Here is a 17748-nt window from a genome sequence, read left to right on the forward strand (position 1 = left end):
CATGAGCGAAAATATCGAATGTATGAGCGAAATCAGGTAGATAGTGAGCGAATTTCAGTCAAATGCGAGCGAAAAATACAAATAACGAGCGAATTTCCTCCATGCGCGAGCGAACGCTCAAAAAAGGAGCGTTCGCTCACAAGTTGGTATAGGGCAACTTAGAGATTGGAAATCTCCGAATCTTTCTGCACATTAAACCACCCCTTTCTTAATGCTGCTAGCTTTTCACCAGCGAATTCAGTATGTAAACGAATGAATAGATAAAAAGCCATGAAGAACATTCCTTCTTCATGGCTCTCATGCAATCTACTATACATGCTCAAGTTCATTTCGATTATGTATCTGCAGCTTCTTGTAAATACGATATAAATGGCTTTTAATTGTATTTTCACTCACTCCAAGGGATGCAGCAATCTCCCCATTACTAAGTCCTTGGTTGACGAGCTCAACAATTGCTTTTTCTTTAATTGTGAGCTTCTTTTTTGTATTCCTTTCTCTTTGACCTTGATCAATCATCTCTGAAATAGCTAGGACTAGCTTCGAGAGTTCCTCCACGATCTGTTTTTGTTCATCTTTTGAAGGATGAGTTAAGAAATCCAGTTCTCTGGTCCAAGGGCTTTGAATCGAATCTGTGATGATCTGTTTACTATAAGAATCGGTAAAAAAACCGACAAATATATACAGTGGTTGCTTACTAGGAATGGGAGAAAAAACAAAATTGGGCCTTAGCGTGATGTACCCATTCATGATAATGGGCCTTTGAACGCCACGGAAATTATTGATGATGCCTTTTAATGCTTCTGGTGAATGTGGAAAGTTCATCTTTTCAACGATGCTTTTACTTGGCTCATTATGCTTACAATTTCTAATCATGATTTCGCCATTCTCGTTAGTTACGACGCAGGCATACCGATTTTTGTAACAATAAAGCTCAATTAAATATTCTAAAGATAGTAGTTTTGTCATATTGTTTTTCCTTTTGCACTATGAATATAGTACTATTTTATCTGTTAATCCATGTAAATGCGAGTTTAAATATGCTAAATAAGTAAAAAAGTTGTAGAAAAGTGTCGATTTAATTACATTAATGGTTTATACTTCCAATGTAGTCTTAAAGTTCTAATACTATTTAAATCCTTTTTAGAAGTATTAATACGTGATGAATGAAATTGGGGAGTGAAAAATGGCAGTAAATCAAACAACTATGGGTGTAGTCAAACATTTATTTGCAAAGGAGAGTTTAACACACGTATTCCAACCAATCTATAACATAATCAATAATCAAATCATTGGGTTTGAGGCGTTCATACGACATAAACAGATTCAGAATCCTGAAGTTCTTTTTAATAAAGCGAATGAACTAAATAAACTCTATGATATGGATACGATTTCCATAGAGATGGCACTTGAAAAATTTAGTCGTTCATACTTGGACGGAACATACCTTTTTCTAAATATATTTCCTTCAACTATCATTCATCCAAGGTTTCCTGCGTTCTTACACGAGTTGAAGAAACATTATCCTTCTAACATGAAGCAAGTCATCTTTGAAATAAACGAAGCGATTACAGAAGAGGCTATTTTAGATACCCCAGAATTTCTTCGTAATCTGACCATCGTTAAAAATATGAACATTCAAGTGGCAATGGACGATATAGGGAAGTGGGGCGTGCCACTCGAAAAGATGGAGAATATCATTCCACACATCATTAAATTAGATCAGTGCTTGGCTTTAAAGCTATCTTCAACTCTGAAGAATCAAATGTTAGTTCGAGAGCTTGTCGGCTATTGCCAACAGCATCAAATTACCTTGATCTTAGAAGGAATTGAAGAAAATGACGACTTACAGATAGCCAAGGAGCTTGGCGTAATGTATGGGCAAGGGTATTTGCTAGCAAGACCACAAAAAGATTTTGTAAATTAAATAACCGTAGAGGATGTCACATAATGAAGAGAAAATTACGCTTAAACTTACAAGTAAAGCTAACTTTTTTTATCATCGTCTTATTATTTATCTTAATCTCCCTTAGTTCTGCAACAATGAATTTCATCAGTTCATATGTTCATAATAGTGTTCTATTATTTGTGTGTGCTTCGCTTATCTTTATTGTAATCGGTTCGATCGCTTCCTATTTCATTATCTTGTTTTTTGTAAAACGTCCTTTACGAAAGCTTATGATATTCGCTGAAACATTAACGAATAATGATTTCTCCCAGCGAATTGACATGAAGACGAAGGACGAATTCGAGACGCTTGGAAATATGTTTAATCTGATGGCTGACAAGCTGAATAATCTGATTAAAGAGATTCAACAATCTAGTCATCAATTAAACGGGAAGAATGAAGAGATGAAATCAATTTTAGAAGAAACGCAAAGTTCTACGGAGCAGATTGCAGCAAGTATTGAGCAAATCTCTTCTGGTGCAGAGAGCATTGAGGATGAAGTTCAATCGATTGTACATGTCGCAAATGAAATTAAGGATTCAAATGTGGCCATTTCAGGTAATATTAAAAATGCATCGACATCCGTCCAAAATGTATCGCAATCGATTCAAACCGGTTACGAATATGTGTTAAATTCCTATGAAAAAGCACAGAATGTCAAAAGCAGTGTCCAAGAAACATCTAATAGTGTGAGTTTACTAAGCGTAAAGTCGGATGAAATCGGCTCGATCATTAATATCATTAATTCAATAGCTGAACAAACGAATCTTCTTGCGTTAAATGCTTCCATTGAAGCAGCAAGAGCCGGGGAACATGGAAAAGGCTTTGCTGTTGTTGCCGATGAAGTAAGAAAGCTAGCGGAACAGTCAAGCTCTGCAACAGCAAATATTCAATCGCTAATTAGTGAAGTTCAATCGAGCACAGAGCAAATCGTTAGCCGAATGGAAAAAAGCGAGCACGAAATGGAAGAAATGGTTCTGTCTGTAAATGATACAGAGAAAATGATGAATACGATTAAAAATGAAGCAACACAAATTAAGCTTCAAATTGAAGAAATTTCTGGTTCGAGTGAAGAGCTCTCAAAGCGAAATGAAGAGGTAGTCCAGTCAGTTGTCAATACCGCGTCCGTCGTTGAGCAGTCAAAAGCAAGCTCTCAAGAAGTTGCCGCAGCCGCCCAGCAACAAAGCATGGCAACAAAAGAAGTACTCAATCATTTTACCCAATTAGAAAGCCTTTCGAAAGAACTTGACCAGCTCGTTTCAACCTTTAAAATTGGGTCACATGAATCGGTGTAATCGGATTTCAAAAGCTGTTTCTCCAAAAGAGAAGCAGCTTTATTTATGAATTCAGTGAGGAATGCTTTACCAAGCCTGGATGCTTTTGCATTCCAACATAAAGAATAATTCCACTTAAGAGAAGCAAAAACGTGGTTGAAACAAATACAGCCGTAAACCCAAAATAGCCTGCGATCATTCCGCCCATCGCAGGTCCGATGATATTTCCCAAAAAACGCAAGCTCGTATTATAGCCAAGTACCTCTCCCTGCATAGAAACGGGTGCGGCTTGGCGAATATATGCCATTCGAAGAGGAATGATTCCTCCTATTGTGATGCCGAGAATAAACCGTATGATCACTAACTGCCAAATAGTTGAAACGAAGGCAGCTGGTAAATAGACGAGACCTGCCACAAATAGCAAGAGAACAAGAAGTTTGATATACCCATTTTCGTCGCCCATCTTTCCCCATCTTCGAGCCATTAATAAGTTTCCTAAGCCAGCTGCGGAAAAGGCAATACCAGAAAAAAAGGCTAAATTTTCTACACCATGCAATTCACTAACATATAAGGATAGAATCGGCTGTATACTAAAATGCGCAATTTGAACAAGAGCCGAAATAAGCATGACATTTAATAGGATGGGATTCTTTACAATATGCTGTAAAACTTCCTTACGGGAGTAACTTGCTTTCGCTTCTTCATCACCTACATCTTTGATCCGAATCTCCTTCGCTAAAAGAACGAGTGCAGTAGATAGAAAAATAGAGATAGAGGTCCATTTAAAGGTCGTTGAAAATCCGATCGTATCTGCCAACACACCACCGAGCATCGGTCCTAATAGCGCCCCTGTGATGCTTCCCGTTTGCAACGTGCCAAGTACACGCCCAGCAATTTCTCTTGGTGTTTGAGTGGAGATGAATGCTTGCGACATGGGGATAAATCCTGTAAAGATCCCCATTATGAGCCTAAGGGTGAGTAATTCCCATACCGAATCAACAAAGCTCATCATAAAGATAGAAGCTCCGAGACCAATGCTTGAAATGATGAGGATTTTCTTCCGGCCATATCGATCGCCAAAGCGACCCCAGAAGGGAGAAAATAAAAAAGCAGTAACAAAAGTGACCCCGAACGTCCATCCCGACCACTTTTGGACATATTCATTTGAGTAGGAACCAAATGTTTCTATATACAATGATAAAAAAGGGAGCACCATGGTCATACTACCTGCAATAAAAAAATTGGCTAACCACATAATCACCATGTTTCGTTTCGCGATCCTTTGATGAGTCATCTAAACACTTCTTTCTGTTCGTTAGAAATTTCGGTTATCTAAATATAATCATACCGAAATAATTAGCAAATATGAACCCGGAAGTGTCGATTTTTTAAAATAATTAAAAAATTGAATCAGGAACACTTTTAATTGATGGTAATTATATTATGTTAACTGGTTCAGATTACTTCTCTTTGGAATAAAAGTATGATAGGATTATCTCTTATTCAACAGGTTTCCATTCTTGAGAAAGGGAGGGAGTGCATTGAACAACCAACATAAAGAGCCATTATGGACAAAATCCTTTATCATGCTAATGGTCGGAAATTTATTTGTATTTATGTCTTTCCAGATGTTAATTCCCACATTTCCGCCTTACATAAAATCAATTGGAGCATCAGGGTTAGAAATTGGTTTAGTTACGACACTATTTTCAGTCGGAGCTGTCATTAGTCGGCCATTTATTGGATATATGCTTGAATACCGGGGCAGACGTCCACTTGTCATTATTGGTGCCATCATGCTTTTTGCTGTGACCATCATTTATCCACTATCATCCGTTGTCCTATTTTTCCTTTTGTTTCGTTTGATTCATGGTATGGCATGGGGATGGTCTACTACCGTGAATGGTACCGCTGCAGTTGACCTTGTACCGAACTCTCGATTAGGAGAGGGTATGGGGTATTACGGACTTTCCATCACGATTGGAATGATTATCGCACCAAGCCTAGGAATCTACTTATATCAAGTAACGAGCTTTACTAATCTCATCTATCTATCGGCTGCTTTAGGATTTATCGCTATTATTCTCCTTTCAATAATTCAATATCAAACACCAGAAGCCGTTAAGCAAGTAAACAAAGAAGAGTTAAAGTTTTCTTATATGGGATCATTAATAGAAAAATCTAGCTGGTACCCGGCATTTATTACAATTGTAACCACCTTTGGCTATGGCTCTATTGTCACATTTATTGTAATTTTTGCTGATGAACGAGGAATCGATCAGGTTTTTCTTTTCTATTTAACAAATGCCATTATGGCTTCCATTTCGAGACCGATTGCTGGTAAGTGGTTTGATACACGTGGGCCAATTGGAATCGTAATCTTTTGCTTGTTCATCACGTTTATTGGCATGTGGGTATTATCATTTGCCCATCACAACTGGACGATTGCTGCCGCGGGTATCTTATTTGGTATTGGGTTTGGCTCGCTTATTCCGACGCTGCAGTCATGGACCTTATCAGAAACACCCCCACATCGACGAGGCGTCGCAAATGGAATGTATTTTTCTTCCATCGATCTTGGGATTGGTTTAGGAGGACTTGTCTTCGGCATCCTTGCACCTTTTGTTGATACAGGTACACTGTTCCAAATTTCAAGCGTCTTTTTACTTATTGCCATTGTCATGACGATTGTTAAAGGAAAAAAAGGGAAACAGCCTCAAACACAAGCTTCCTCATAAGTGGTGAAATCAGTTGAAAGAAAAAACTGTGTTAAAGCGTAGTGTTGATTTTTACAATCAGTTGATTGTAGCGAAAGGTGAGAGACTCCTGTGGGAAATTGGCTTTGGAAGACCCCGCAGGAGTGTTAGCGAAGAGGAGGCTCCCGGGTTCGCCCACGGAAAACGAGTGCCTGTAGCAGAAATCAACAACGAAATTTAACAGAGCCAAAGAAAACACTAAAGTAAAATTAAGCCAATAAGATGATTGAAATTCTGTTATTTTCACATACTAACCTCGACTTGTTAAATAAGGAGGTTTGAAAATGAAGAAAATTCAATTATTCTTCTTGGCTATTATTTTATTTGGATCGATAAGTAATACCCGCGTTCACGCAACCGAGGAGCAGCTTCAACCAGATTGCTCCTTAGCTGAACAAAATATGAAGTCTGTTCTGTGGTTTCAAACATCTGGGGAAGCGAAAGCCCTTTTTCAACAGGGGTATTATCTCGGAAAGCTGCGGTTAGATGAGATTGTAAAGAACAAGAAAAAGCCAGTGAAAAAACCAGCTGTTGTGCTGGATCTAGATGAAACGGTGCTTGACAATAGTCCCTACCAAGCCTGGTCAGTCTTAACTGGAAAGGCATACCCTGAGAAATGGGATGCATGGATTAATCAAGCGAGTGCTGAACCGCTTCCAGGTGCACTTGATTTTCTGCACTATGCCGATTCAAAAGGTGTCGATATTTATTACATATCAAACCGGAAGGAAACCTTTAAGAAAGCAACTATTGAAAATTTAAAGAAAATTGGCGCTCCACAATCTGTTGCCGACCACATTTTCCTTCTTCAGCCGGGTGAAGAGGGAAAGGAAGATCGGCGAAAAGAAGTGGAAAAAACGCATGACATCATTCTTTTATTTGGTGACAATTTAGGGGATTTTAGCGGATTTGATGGGTTGTCGGCAGCTGAAAGAGTCAAAGCCGTCGAAAAAAACGCAAGCCTATTCGGTGAAAAGCTGATTGTCTTTCCAAACCCGATCTATGGAGATTGGGAAGGGGCCATATACAACTATGATTATGAGCAATCCTGTCAAGATAAAGTAAAGCATCAAAAGGAGCACTTAAAGGTTTTTCAACCGTAGAAGACAAGCACATGGAGTGTATCCATGTGCTTGTTTATTCATAACGCGAAAGATTACTTATCATAGTAAATACAATGATCGTTAAGTAACATGAGAAATTGATCTAACATTTACAAGCATCTTTACTTTCTATAGGTACACCGATTTAGTATAGTTATAGACATGCCATATCATTTGTAATGGAGGACTTATTCAATATGTGGATGAACTGGTTTGAGAGCTTAAATCCTGTGGTTCAAGCACTTTTTGGCGGCTTATTGACTTGGGGTCTAACAGCATTTGGCGCTGCAGCCGTCTTTTTTTTCAAAAGAATTGATAAGCATGTATTGAACATGACGCTTGGCTTTGCGGCAGGGGTAATGATTGCGGCATCCTTTTGGTCTCTTTTAGCTCCAGCCATCGAATTTAGTGAAGATAGTGGGAAAATTCCATGGCTCGCTCCAGCCATCGGATTTTTATTAGGGGGATTATTTATCAGGCTTTTAGATTTTGTCGTTCCTCATTTACATCTAGGGGATACACGTGATAAAGCGGAAGGGCCACCCACACAATTAAAAAAATCTACCTTATTGTTTCTAGCGATCATGCTACATAATATTCCCGAAGGACTGGCCATCGGTGTTGCTTTTGGAGCTGCTTCCTTAGGCTTAGGGGATGCTTCATTAATTGGTGCGATTGGACTTGCGATCGGAATTGGGATACAGAACATGCCAGAGGGGGCAGCTCTATCTGTTCCATTACGAGGTGAAGGGATGTCCCGATTGCGAGCCTTTAATTATGGACAGCTTTCAGCGATTGTCGAACCAATTGCCGCCATAATTGGTGCTGCTGCGGTTCTGTTGGTCCAACCTGTATTGCCATACGCGCTTGCTTTTGCAGCAGGAGCTATGATCTTCGTTGTCGTAGAAGAATTAATCCCTGAATCTCAGTCTTCAGGAAGCACGGACTTAGCTACATTAGGACTTATGATAGGCTTTGTCATTATGATGATACTCGATGTTGCCTTAGGTTAAACAGTTGATCCGCTATTGGATTGACTGTTTTTTTTGCCTTCGATCAAGTAGCCAGCGATCACTCCAAATGTGAGCATTCGCTCGCAGGTTGGTAGATTTCGCTCGCTTTTTCAAATGCTCGCTCCCAATTGACAATAATTTGCTCCACTCGATTTACTTTCGCTCGTAGGTTCCACGTTTTCGCTCATTGTTGCTCTATCGGTGAGTAATTTCGATTCTTCTAGGCACATTTTTCATAAAACATCGACATGAATAGGAAAATCCTCACTCTTTATTAAAATTTCGTTACATTTCTCAGATGAGTTGTCTCTAAATTGATAACGGTTTGTTACTTACTCATAATCTGAATTTGATAAATTAAAAAAACATCCCTTAATGGTCGGAATGAGCTTGTTGCCTGCGAATACATATAAGAGATGCTTAAATAATGGAGGCTGGATATGAGTATTGAAAAGAGTTTGATTCAGAAAAGCTATTATCAAACGTTGCTAGGAACAGAAGTAGAAGAACATCCATTACATAGATTAGGTGAATTGTTTGTTGCTGAGCAAAAGAAGGAGATAGGTGACTTAGCTGATATTCGGTTTGCCCAAGGGGAGCTTTATTATCATATTAAGGATTATGAAGCTGCTATTTTTAAATGGGAGCATGTCCAAAATGAACTAGAGCCATGGGCTCAAAAAAATCGGGCAGATGCCTTTTACCAGCTTGGCTTGTTATCAAATGCAGTGGAACTTTATAAATCGATAGAATCGGATCATCCAATTTTAAATGTAGAGGTCGGACTCCAACTGTTTTCCATCTATCTTGAACAAGACCGAATGGAAGCGGCGAGTAAGGTGATTAAGAAAGTGGTCTTGATTCACCCAGATTATGAAAATGTGACTCGATTAGCAAGGACATTTTATGAAAATCAAGGGGATTGGGAAAGTGCGGTGGAACTTGCCATCGCAGAATGCTTGCGTACAGAAAATCCGATTTGGTTTGATACGTTAGTTTCGTATATTCAAAATGGGTTTACGAAAGGCTTGATGCCAGAAACCTATCTTCAAGTGTTAATGAGACTTTATGAAGTGGATGAAAAGCGATTTGAACAGTTAGCTACTTCGATCTGGGATAGCTTTCATGCAGAGCCGTCCTACTTTAAGTGGCTAATTGAATTTAATGAATTTTTGTCAAAGCTCGAAATAGAAGATACGCGCAAATGGCAGGAGCTTTCAAATCGATATAAAGGAACGATTACTGAGCTGATAAGTGGGAACTATTTAATTAAACAAATTCAGGGGATCCTTCCCTCATTACTTACAAATTACTTAACGGTTGCCACTTCATCACATAACCTATTTGCTGCCACGACGATATTAGCATGGAATGATCAATATCCTGCAAGCATATCTCCTGAATCAATTGAAAAGGCAGAGAAAGTGCTGACTGTTGCAAGACAACATGAATCAAGCCAAAGTGAAGTCATTGCCCTTTTTGAAGAGATGGAGGCTTGGGCTAATCAGCACGAGCTATCAATGGATTATACGTATAAATGGTCAGCAGGAGAGCTTGTAGATGATCAAACGGCGAACATGTTGGTAGTAGGGATGGCTGGAAATGGGAAATCCTCCTTTATTAACTCTCTATTAGGTGAACAGCTTGTTGGAGAAGCACCGACCTCAACAGTTGTTCGGTTTAAGCATCATCACGAGATAGAAATTGACGAAATTACATCCAATGGCCGCACCGAGGTAGTTGGTTTAGAAGAATTATATGAGAAGACCACTGTTGGAAGGCAAGCGTTGACAAATACATCACTGGTTGATGTGAGAATCCCTAACACCTTCCTTCAAAAAAACCAGCTAGCCATTCTTGATACGCCTGGGATAAATGGTCACTATAATCAGGGGGAAGAAGTGTTAAAATGGGTACCATTTGTAGATCGTATCTTATTTGTTCTAAATGCAAATCAACCTTTTCTTGAATTAGAAAGAGAAACGGTTCTTCGCATAAGAGCCATGTATCCTGACATGCCTATTCATTTTGTTTTGAATAAAATGGATATGATTTACAATGAGAAAGAGGCTATTCAATTAGTGGACGAAACAGAAGCACGTATAAAGTTCTACTTTCCAAACGGCAAGCTATTTGCCTTTAGCTCAAAATTTGATCGGATGAGTCAGATCAATGATTTCAGCAATTTCTTAGAGCTCATTACCAATTTTGAGGAAGTAGAGGAAAATCGGACCGAAAAACTCTTACATGTGATCTATCAATCCATTCATCATTTATTAAATGAGCGTGTTCAAGTAGAGCATGAATTGGAGGCTAAAATCCAAGAGGACGAAGAAATGATTGGAAAGTTAAAGGGAGCGCTCAATCAGCTTGATGACTTACAGAAAGATCAAGTGGTTAAGGTAAGAAATGCTTTTGCTGAACAAAAACGACGAGTGAAGTCGGAAATTACTGAGAACATCCCTACGATTCTAAGAAATTGTGCCAGTCTCATTTCAGAAGACTCCGATTTCAGAAACATTCATCAAGAACTAAATGAGGAAATGAATTTACGGATTCAAGAATACCTTCAAAGGGAGCTATTACCTACTTATTTTCGCTATTTGGAAGAATGGATGCAATTGTCACAAGAAGAATTAACACAGAGTCAATTGTTTATGGATGAGATGAGGGATGGATTTAATGCCTTATTTTCTGAAGAACGTCTACAATTAGCATGCGATTTTCAAATTATGGAAGACTGGAAGCGGGATATCAATAGATTAACCAGTAGTATACAACTAGAGCAAATGAACATCCTGCTGCGCTTTAACCCTTCGCAATTTTTATTAAAAAGTGCAAGCAAGCTCTTTGGAGCGATTCCGCAAAATAAAGCGATCCTCTACAATCGCTATACAGCTTACATTGAAAATGAAGATTATCATGATGTCGCTGAGTCGATCGCGAAGCAATTTTTACAACCCTTTGAGCTTTTTGAACGAGCATTAGATCGTGATGTAAAATTATTCTTTGGGAACTGTTACGAAGGGTTAGACACGGTGGTGGCTGAAATTCAAGCTGATATTCACCATCATAAGCAACTATTGGAAGAGATGAAGGAAAAACCTGATGTGTACCTCGATCCAATCAAGTTATTTGAGCTTCGTTTGCGACAATTGCAATGGCAGCTGATGATTGGAGTTAAAAAACAAACGATTTAATTTATTTTGAGGGGGATGCTTTTTTAGCATCCCTTATTTTATGATTGAAAAGAAATGTGATTTCCGTGAATTAAGCTTGCATACGAAGTCGCTGATTACGTTCTGAATGAATCACTTGATTTATTGGGGCAGTTGATTTCCATAACAGGATACATGCTTCGCTTACCGCGGGAGGGCGGTGAGCCTCCTTAGCGACTATAGCGCTTCCTGGATCTCACCTATTCAGCAAATCCCGTAAAAGTCGAGGATCTTCAGTCTTCTGTCAGATTCATCGGCTTCCCGATGTTCAGTGATTCAAAAATGTACCAAACGATATGAAACAGCATGTGACAGACGATGGCTGCTTCAAGTCCATTCGTCCAAAATAGCCAGCCGCAAACGATACCAACCAACATATTCATACTTATGCTGTACACATATAGATTTACCGTTACTTTAATGTTCAGTTGGTGCATGCCAGGTACATGAGCAAGTGCAAATAAGAAAGCAGCAGCTAGATTGGCGATCCAAAACCCGAATAGTTCATTCTGAAACACAAAGGCTAATGCCCACATGATAAAGCTCAATAAGCCAAACCGGAACATGATTTCTTCGACAATTCCACCATAAAGCACCCGTGCGAAAATTCCAGTCTCTCGTCTTGAACGTTCCACTCTGTTATAGGAGCGTTCATCCATTCTCTTAACGACGATTAAATAATAATAACCAACGTGAATCAAAGCTGTAACGACACTAATTAGGATGGTTGCGGTATGAATGCCCGTAAAACTCGGTAACGTGAAGCCAGCTCGTTGATAAAAGGACACTCCAAGAATGATAAATAAAATCACTATGACGAAATGGTTTACTAATCTCAACCAAAGTGGTGGAGGAATTTCTTCCGGATTTAAAAATTGTATGAGTCTTTTCTCGCTTCTAGCCATAAATAGCATTCCTGGTAGGGAAAGGGAAAGGAGGAGAATAATCGCTTGGACATTCATCATCTTACTCCTCTCCATTCTGAGCTAGCATTGGTTCAATCAATCTCCTTAGCCATTCTGTTTCATCATCTGTTAAGGGTAGCGGGCTCGTTGGATCTTCTGGCAGCTCTGCTTCGGACATTTGAAGAATAGACGATAATTCTTCACCAACCACTTCATTAAATAATTCAAGAAGCTGTTCAGTTAATCCACTGACCTCTGGATCGCTAGCCTCTCTGCCATACAATCTCTTAATCTCTGAGAGGAGTTTAGCCCATTTGATTTCAAGCTCTAATTGTTCTTTCTCGGATTTGTTAAATATGTCTTCAATTTTTTCCTCGGAAAAAATAGTTCGAAGCCACTCTTTATGTTCTTCTTCATATTTAATCCCGCTAATAATCGATATGAAAATAGACGGATCTAAATTTTTGTGGTTTTCCTCTAAATATATGGCATGATCCAACGCTTTTAACATATGGTCTAGCTGCTTCCGTTTTTCTTCCACTATTTTACGCTGAAATATGAATGAATCTCTAAGCTTCCAATGTTCATTTTGCAAGGTTTCCTTGATTTGATCTAATGGAAACCCCAGGAACTTTAGGGTGACGATTTTTTGCAAAGGTATGAAATGTACATCATCGTAAAATCTTCTTCCATTATCAGCTAAATGGGGTTTTAATAGCCCAATTTCATCATAATAGTGCAAGGCTCTTACCGTCATTCCAGTCATCTTAGCGAATGTTCCAATCTGATAGCTTTTCTTCATCTCAATCTCCTCCTTGTTATCGCTCATGATACAACATCACGTTACGTAAGCTTCAACTATTTTTTCCAAAAGTGTTACGGAAGAGAGGGTGAACCACCTCAAGATCATGTCGAATAGGGAGACATGGACTCCTATTCAACGAATTGACACCTATCCTCTAGTGTCTTTTGATGGTTATTAAATAGGGTTAAATCCAGCTCATCTAGCTCACGAACACTTATTTTCGCTCATACATATTCTGCAAATTCTTTCGTTTTCCTTTTATTTGGGCGGGTGTGTTCAAGGCGACTTCTTCAATTGCGTTCACAATGGCGATCATAAATGATAAATCTTCTTTTCCATAATGAATGAACCTGGAAAAAGTGGAGTATAGCTGTTCTTGGAAAGCGGGATGTTCAATCACTAATATTGGAGCCTCTTTTTGATTATAAGTAGAGCAGATGTATCCTATCGAGCAGACTATTGCTCCAAGTAGTATATTCTTTATATTCGCAGTTAAAAGCAGAATTTATGAATGAGTCACAAGTCATTTGTAATGTGTACCATCTGTTATTGGAATATCGAAATTATTATCAAGCTATCAGGCCTGCACTAGAAAAAATGATATTGACGTGGAACTCAAATGGAAGTGAAGCTGCTTGGAATGTATTCGAAAAAGAAATTGGTACCCATGAAGCGACCATGTTAGCAACCGTGATGAAAGATGTTGAACAAACATCTCCAGCTAAGGCTTTACACACACTTACTCAAAAACAAGAGCAGTTTGCAAATGCGAATTATGAGACCTTTCAAGACTATTTAAAAGACCGTGGAGTGATCATTTTTCTAGTCATCTTTATTTGTGCTATGGCTATCGTGAGTAACCCTGTTATAGCTCAATATCTACAGTATAAAGAAATGATGGAGTCTTACAACTCGCTTTAAGGTACTAGCATATTTTAAGGAGGTGATGTACAAAGCAGCATAACTTATTGGCTCATTTGTCTTAGGTAACACATCATAGATGGTACATAAATTATATACACTATAAGAAATTGGAGGAGAAAATATGAAAGATTTAATGGCGATGGCTATTCTATTATTCTTTGTAGTAGGACTTATTACAGCGTTTGTTTTCAGTGATGGGGGGTTTAAGTCAGACTCTGAAAATATTAAAAGTAAGACACAATCAATGCTTCAATCAGCACAAGATTCAATGGATACAAGTGGGCTGTAAGAGAAAGTAAAGTGTATAAGTGCTGAGTTATAACACTCAGCACTTTTTAATAGAAAGGAGAGTAATCAATAGGATGAAAGAGCTTATTGCATTTGTCATGCTTGTTCCAGCTTTTATTTTTTTCTTGATTCAGCCTATGTTACATAATGCGGAGGAAGTAAGAGGAAAGAAAGCTCAAATAGTAATCCAACAGGCGACAGAAAAAGCTGCCATTCTTGGGCAATTCACTCCCGAACTAATCGAAGAAATCTATACAGAGATGGAAGAAGTAGGATATGAGAAAGATGAAATAGAATTATCGGTTACTACCAATTTAACGTATAGAGGAGATTATGTTTCTGGGAAAATTAAAGTACCGAATGATTATTTCTTTGTATTAGCAAAATCATTACTACTACTCAATGATGATTCAGAAATGTATCACGTCCGCTCTGCAACAAGAATGAGTGAATTCATTAACTAACGAGAGGGAGGGAGAAGATGAAGCCATTCTTTTATTTTTGTGCTTTGGCAATCCTAGCATTCTATAATTTTAACTATCAACTACAAACGAATCTACAAGATATGGCATATGACAAAGTTGACTACGCATTAAAACATGCAGTTCATGATAGTGCTTTGTTTGTCAAGGCAGATGAGTTAATTAATGGGAACGTAGTCTTTGACATCTCTCTCTCTGAAGAGGCATTTAAGCAGACGCTTCAAAAGAATCTTCCTATTGATGAAAACTTTCTGCCAAAAGATACGCTTTTACTTAAAGATGAAATTAGAGTACTAGAGGTTGTTTATATTGATGATCAATTTATTGACCTGGAATGTCAACACTAAACTGGACAAAAAATTAAAGGGCTTGCTTTCTAAATTCCACAGGTGTTACATACCCAAGTGTTCCGTGAATTCGAATGTTGTTGAACCAGTGAACATAGTCATTAAGTTCAAGAGCGAGCTGTTCAAGGGAAGAAAAATGCGCTCCATTAGCGAATTCTATTTTGAATACTTTAAACATCGCTTCGGCAACCGCATTGTCATAAGGGCAGCCCTTCATGCTCAACGATCTTTGAATCCCAAATGTTTTGAGTGCCTCTGAAACTAGTTTATTATCAAACTCTTTTCCGCGGTCCGTATGAAACATTTTAACATCGTTTAAATTCGCTTGAATGCTAGCGATTGCCTGATATACAAGGTCTGCGGTCTTACTTGTACCAGCACTATGGCCAATGATTTCACGATTAAAAAGGTCGACAAATAAGCATACATAATGCCACCTTTTTCCGACACGGACGTATGTTAAGTCACTGACGATAACGGCTAATGGCTCCTCTTGTTTAAACTGACGCTTTAATTCGTTCTTCACTTGAGCCTCATTAGAGGTTGACTTGTGAGGTTTATACTGCGCCACTGTATAGTTTGAGACAAGACCCATTTCGTTCATTAACCGGCCAATCCTCCGGCGAGATATACACTTTGGATCTGGCAACTTAGCCAATTCTTTCTTGATTTTACGCGTTCCATAGTTATGGCGACTTTCTTTAAAGATGCGGGAAATTTCCTTGGAAAGCTCTTTATCTTCAGCTTTTTGTGCACGTTTGCCTGTTAAATTTGCATGATAGTAATACGTACTTTTAGGGATATTGAGGACGTCGCACATTGCTGATACCGAATATTTGTGAGCGTTATTACGAATCACATCTATTTTCGTCCCATGATCAGCGCGGCTTGCTTTAAAATATCGTTCTCCATAAGTAAACGCTGATTTTCTTTGCGAAGACGCATTAACTCAGACTCTTCCTCTGAACGATTATCCTTCGCAGCGAAGGAACCTGTTTCTTGATGATTCTTAATCCAGCGATCTAACGCAGACGGAGTAATATCATATTCTCTGGCAATATCCGCACGGGATTTGCCATTTTCATATAGCTTCACTAATTGGAGTTTAAATTCGGGTGTAAAAGTTCGACGTTGACGTGTCATCTTAGCACGCTCCTTTTATTCATTAGTCTAAGTTTACCTCCCCTTATTTTATATGTCCAACTAAGTGTAGCCTATCCAAAACTATATTTACGGAAGGGTTAACGGCATCGTTACAATGCTTAGTCTAGGAACTTTGCCTTTATCAGGCTTTTTGACAGGAGTTTTTGCAGGCTACATAGAAATTAAATATATATTTCTATTTTTAGGGTTATTCTCTCTTGTCATTGCACTAAAGTTCTCAATGAGCCCACTAAGGAATTATTATGTAGATGAATATTATAATCCTGAATTGTCTAATGGTAATGTTAAACGTAATAACGTAATATGATATATAATCCCCTTCATTCTCTGGAGGGGATTATTATTTTTAGAGAATCGATCATTTAAATGATAATATAAGTCAAAGACGTATATTTTGGTTTAGATAGGAGGGAGATTTACTTGGAACATAATGTTTTGAATCTAATAAATGCTATACCAAAAATTAAAAAAGGGAAAAAAATTATATTCGGAATAGATGGACTAAGCCGCTCTGGGAAAACCACTTTAGCTAATATGCTTAAAGATGAATTACAAAAGATACAGAAAATCAAGATTTGTCTTTTTCATATCGATGACTTTATTGTTGAAAGAAAAAGCAGATACAATACGAATTACGAGGAATGGTATGAGTATTATTATTTACAATGGGATATCAATTGGATGAAAAAAAACATGTTCGAGTTACTAAAAACCTCATGTGTGATCACCCTTCCTTACTATGATAATCTTTCTGATACTCATAGTGTAGAAACTGTGAATATACCTGAAACTTGTTTGATCATCATAGAAGGTGTATTCTTACAACGAAAAGAGTGGAGGGATTTCTACGATTTTGTAGTCTACATAGATGCCCCTAAGGATAAGAGATTACTCCGTGAAAGTCCTTCTACACAAAATAACATTAAGAAATTTGAAAATAGATATTGGAAGGCAGAAGATTATTATTTAAGAGAAGAAAAGCCAAAAGAGCGGGCAAATTTAGTTCTTACAAACTAGTTTCTAGGAATGCTTTTGAAGGATAATTCAAGGTGCTCCTACTGTTCAAAATACAATTCAAAAGCCATCTAATTGTCCCTAGCTAGAAAACGTTTCTCAGAGAACGAATTAATACAAAGATAATTCTAGAAAATTTGATGATATGCTTCGTTTAGCGCATTTAAATATAGAAGAAGATTATCCGAATCTAGGTAATAATGGAAAGTATATTTATGATAATAGCGAAAAAAGAAGTATAATAGATTCATCAAGTAGCACTTAGGAAAACTCGGCTTTTTTCATGTTTGCTTAGCGTACAAAGTCCGAAATGTTGGCTGTACCCCTTTATATCAAAATAAAAGGAAGTCTTTTATCGATTAAGAAATCAAAAGGTATAAATATTTCAGTGAAAGTTCAATATAATATCAAGTAAATATTTTTACAGGATGATAATTCAGAGAACAATATGGCCAAAAAAAATAATTCGGGTTTAATAGTTTTGGAAAAGATATTTGATAAAAATACAGA

General features: G+C 38.0%; 17 protein-coding genes. 11 read left to right on the plus strand and 6 right to left on the minus strand.

Annotated features, from left to right (window positions below):
• Positions 1-309: 309 nt before the first annotated feature.
• A complete protein-coding gene (locus tag LS684_RS10165) occupies positions 310-966 on the minus strand; it encodes a response regulator transcription factor (protein WP_233811466.1) in 657 nt (218 codons plus the stop codon).
• A 217-nt stretch (positions 967-1183) separates the two neighbouring features.
• Here LS684_RS10165 and LS684_RS10170 point away from each other — a divergent pair, with 217 nt between their 5' ends.
• Together LS684_RS10170 and LS684_RS10175 are read left to right on the plus strand one after the other, a co-directional pair.
• Positions 1184-1924 (plus strand): EAL domain-containing protein, encoded by a 741-nt coding sequence (locus LS684_RS10170; protein WP_233811467.1) that lies wholly within the window; start codon positions 1184-1186, stop codon positions 1922-1924.
• A gap of 23 nt (positions 1925-1947) precedes the next feature.
• The gene (locus LS684_RS10175; RefSeq protein WP_233811468.1) at positions 1948-3240 is read left to right on the plus strand and encodes a methyl-accepting chemotaxis protein; all 1293 of its coding nucleotides are present in this window, start codon (positions 1948-1950) and stop codon (positions 3238-3240) included.
• A gap of 43 nt (positions 3241-3283) precedes the next feature.
• Here the strand turns inward: LS684_RS10175 and LS684_RS10180 are convergent, their stop codons facing one another.
• Positions 3284-4513 carry an MFS transporter gene (locus tag LS684_RS10180; protein WP_233811469.1) on the minus strand — a complete coding sequence of 410 codons (1230 nt, stop codon included), beginning with the start codon at positions 4511-4513 and terminating at the stop codon, positions 3284-3286.
• 292 nt (positions 4514-4805) lie between these two features.
• Between LS684_RS10180 and LS684_RS10185 the strand changes: the two genes are divergently transcribed.
• The 4 genes from LS684_RS10185 to LS684_RS10200 all read left to right on the plus strand — a co-directional run bounded on the left by LS684_RS10185 (position 4806) and on the right by LS684_RS10200 (position 11291).
• Positions 4806-5957 carry an MFS transporter gene (locus LS684_RS10185; RefSeq protein ID WP_233811606.1) on the plus strand — a complete coding sequence of 384 codons (1152 nt, stop codon included), beginning with the start codon at positions 4806-4808 and terminating at the stop codon, positions 5955-5957.
• Positions 5958-6253: 296 nt separating this feature from the next.
• A complete protein-coding gene (locus tag LS684_RS10190) occupies positions 6254-7078 on the plus strand; it encodes a 5'-nucleotidase, lipoprotein e(P4) family (RefSeq protein WP_432418810.1) in 825 nt (274 codons plus the stop codon).
• A 203-nt stretch (positions 7079-7281) separates the two neighbouring features.
• A complete protein-coding gene (locus LS684_RS10195) occupies positions 7282-8091 on the plus strand; it encodes a ZIP family metal transporter (RefSeq protein ID WP_267930418.1) in 810 nt (269 codons plus the stop codon).
• 440 nt (positions 8092-8531) lie between these two features.
• The gene (locus tag LS684_RS10200; protein ID WP_233811472.1) at positions 8532-11291 is read left to right on the plus strand and encodes a dynamin family protein; all 2760 of its coding nucleotides are present in this window, start codon (positions 8532-8534) and stop codon (positions 11289-11291) included.
• 251 nt (positions 11292-11542) lie between these two features.
• Here LS684_RS10200 and LS684_RS10205 read toward each other — a convergent pair whose 3' ends face one another.
• The 3 genes from LS684_RS10205 to LS684_RS10215 all read right to left on the minus strand — a co-directional run bounded on the left by LS684_RS10205 (position 11543) and on the right by LS684_RS10215 (position 13419).
• Positions 11543-12274 (minus strand): CPBP family glutamic-type intramembrane protease, encoded by a 732-nt coding sequence (locus LS684_RS10205; RefSeq protein ID WP_233811473.1) that lies wholly within the window; start codon positions 12272-12274, stop codon positions 11543-11545.
• A gap of 1 nt (position 12275) precedes the next feature.
• Positions 12276-13016, minus strand: a complete 741-nt coding sequence (locus LS684_RS10210; RefSeq protein ID WP_233811474.1) for a MerR family transcriptional regulator — start codon at positions 13014-13016, stop codon at positions 12276-12278.
• A gap of 217 nt (positions 13017-13233) precedes the next feature.
• Positions 13234-13419, minus strand: coding sequence for a hypothetical protein (locus LS684_RS10215; protein ID WP_233811475.1), 186 nt, complete (start codon positions 13417-13419; stop codon positions 13234-13236).
• Positions 13420-13526: 107 nt separating this feature from the next.
• Here LS684_RS10215 and LS684_RS10220 point away from each other — a divergent pair, with 107 nt between their 5' ends.
• The 4 genes from LS684_RS10220 to LS684_RS10235 all read left to right on the plus strand — a co-directional run bounded on the left by LS684_RS10220 (position 13527) and on the right by LS684_RS10235 (position 15060).
• Positions 13527-13940 carry a hypothetical protein gene (locus LS684_RS10220; RefSeq protein WP_233811476.1) on the plus strand — a complete coding sequence of 138 codons (414 nt, stop codon included), beginning with the start codon at positions 13527-13529 and terminating at the stop codon, positions 13938-13940.
• Between the two features lie 124 nt (positions 13941-14064).
• Positions 14065-14232: a hypothetical protein gene (locus LS684_RS10225; RefSeq protein WP_233811477.1), complete on the plus strand. Its 168-nt coding sequence runs from the start codon at positions 14065-14067 to the stop codon at positions 14230-14232.
• Between the two features lie 73 nt (positions 14233-14305).
• A complete protein-coding gene (locus tag LS684_RS10230) occupies positions 14306-14695 on the plus strand; it encodes a hypothetical protein (protein WP_233811478.1) in 390 nt (129 codons plus the stop codon).
• A gap of 17 nt (positions 14696-14712) precedes the next feature.
• On the plus strand, positions 14713-15060 hold the full coding sequence (locus tag LS684_RS10235) for a hypothetical protein (RefSeq protein WP_233811479.1): 348 nt from the start codon (positions 14713-14715) through the stop codon (positions 15058-15060).
• Positions 15061-15073: 13 nt separating this feature from the next.
• Here LS684_RS10235 and LS684_RS10240 read toward each other — a convergent pair.
• A protein-coding gene (locus LS684_RS10240) for an IS3 family transposase (RefSeq protein WP_432418800.1) occupies positions 15074-16203 on the minus strand; the annotation gives its coding sequence in 2 pieces (ribosomal slippage) (positions 15074-15924 and positions 15924-16203; 1131 coding nt in all).
• 441 nt (positions 16204-16644) lie between these two features.
• On the opposite strand from LS684_RS10240, the gene LS684_RS10245 reads away from it, so the two are divergent.
• Positions 16645-17241 (plus strand): kinase, encoded by a 597-nt coding sequence (locus LS684_RS10245; RefSeq protein WP_233811480.1) that lies wholly within the window; start codon positions 16645-16647, stop codon positions 17239-17241.
• Positions 17242-17748 lie beyond the last annotated feature (507 nt).

Source organism: Cytobacillus spongiae, from assembly GCF_021390075.1.

Excerpts from the sequence above, each read along its gene's own strand:
- LS684_RS10165 (WP_233811466.1), bottom strand. The coding sequence starts at position 966 with ATGACAAAACTACTATCTTTAGAATATTTAATTGAGCTTTATTGTTAC.
- LS684_RS10170 (WP_233811467.1), top strand. The coding sequence starts at position 1,184 with ATGGCAGTAAATCAAACAACTATGGGTGTAGTCAAACATTTATTTGCA.
- LS684_RS10175 (WP_233811468.1), top strand. The coding sequence starts at position 1,948 with ATGAAGAGAAAATTACGCTTAAACTTACAAGTAAAGCTAACTTTTTTT.
- LS684_RS10180 (WP_233811469.1), bottom strand. The coding sequence starts at position 4,513 with ATGACTCATCAAAGGATCGCGAAACGAAACATGGTGATTATGTGGTTA.
- LS684_RS10185 (WP_233811606.1), top strand. The coding sequence starts at position 4,806 with ATGCTAATGGTCGGAAATTTATTTGTATTTATGTCTTTCCAGATGTTA.
- LS684_RS10195 (WP_267930418.1), top strand. The coding sequence starts at position 7,282 with ATGAACTGGTTTGAGAGCTTAAATCCTGTGGTTCAAGCACTTTTTGGC.
- LS684_RS10200 (WP_233811472.1), top strand. The coding sequence starts at position 8,532 with ATGAGTATTGAAAAGAGTTTGATTCAGAAAAGCTATTATCAAACGTTG.
- LS684_RS10205 (WP_233811473.1), bottom strand. The coding sequence starts at position 12,274 with ATGATGAATGTCCAAGCGATTATTCTCCTCCTTTCCCTTTCCCTACCA.
- LS684_RS10210 (WP_233811474.1), bottom strand. The coding sequence starts at position 13,016 with ATGAAGAAAAGCTATCAGATTGGAACATTCGCTAAGATGACTGGAATG.
- LS684_RS10220 (WP_233811476.1), top strand. The coding sequence starts at position 13,527 with ATGAATGAGTCACAAGTCATTTGTAATGTGTACCATCTGTTATTGGAA.
- LS684_RS10225 (WP_233811477.1), top strand. The coding sequence starts at position 14,065 with ATGAAAGATTTAATGGCGATGGCTATTCTATTATTCTTTGTAGTAGGA.
- LS684_RS10230 (WP_233811478.1), top strand. The coding sequence starts at position 14,306 with ATGAAAGAGCTTATTGCATTTGTCATGCTTGTTCCAGCTTTTATTTTT.
- LS684_RS10235 (WP_233811479.1), top strand. The coding sequence starts at position 14,713 with ATGAAGCCATTCTTTTATTTTTGTGCTTTGGCAATCCTAGCATTCTAT.